This is a genomic window from Xenorhabdus vietnamensis (assembly GCF_002127535.1).
Lineage (GTDB): Bacteria > Pseudomonadota > Gammaproteobacteria > Enterobacterales > Enterobacteriaceae > Xenorhabdus > Xenorhabdus vietnamensis.
The window spans coordinates 1-231 of the sequence record NZ_MUBJ01000149.1; the positions used below are offsets into that span (position 1 = coordinate 1).

The following is a 231-nucleotide window of genomic DNA, read 5'->3' on the forward strand; positions in this document are numbered from 1 at the left end:
TTGCATTACCTGCCACCTTACAGTCCTAACCTCAACCCGATTGAGCGATTATGGAAGTACGCGAATGAGCAGGTACGAAACAATCTCTATTTCCCGGATGCAAAAACGTTCCGTGAAACACTTCATCATTTTTTTCATGTCACGTTGCCAGAAAAAGCCAGTGAACTCATTACCCGTCTGACTGATAATTTCCAGATTTTAAAACCCGCATCTTCAAGTTAATTGCGTATA

General features: G+C 41.6%; 1 protein-coding gene. It reads left to right on the plus strand.

Annotation, left to right across the window (positions count from 1 at the left end):
• Positions 1–222: transposase (locus tag Xvie_RS20625; RefSeq protein WP_208612676.1), on the plus strand; the 222-nt coding region annotated here is incomplete at its 5' end.
• Between the last annotated feature and the right edge of the window lie 9 nt (positions 223–231).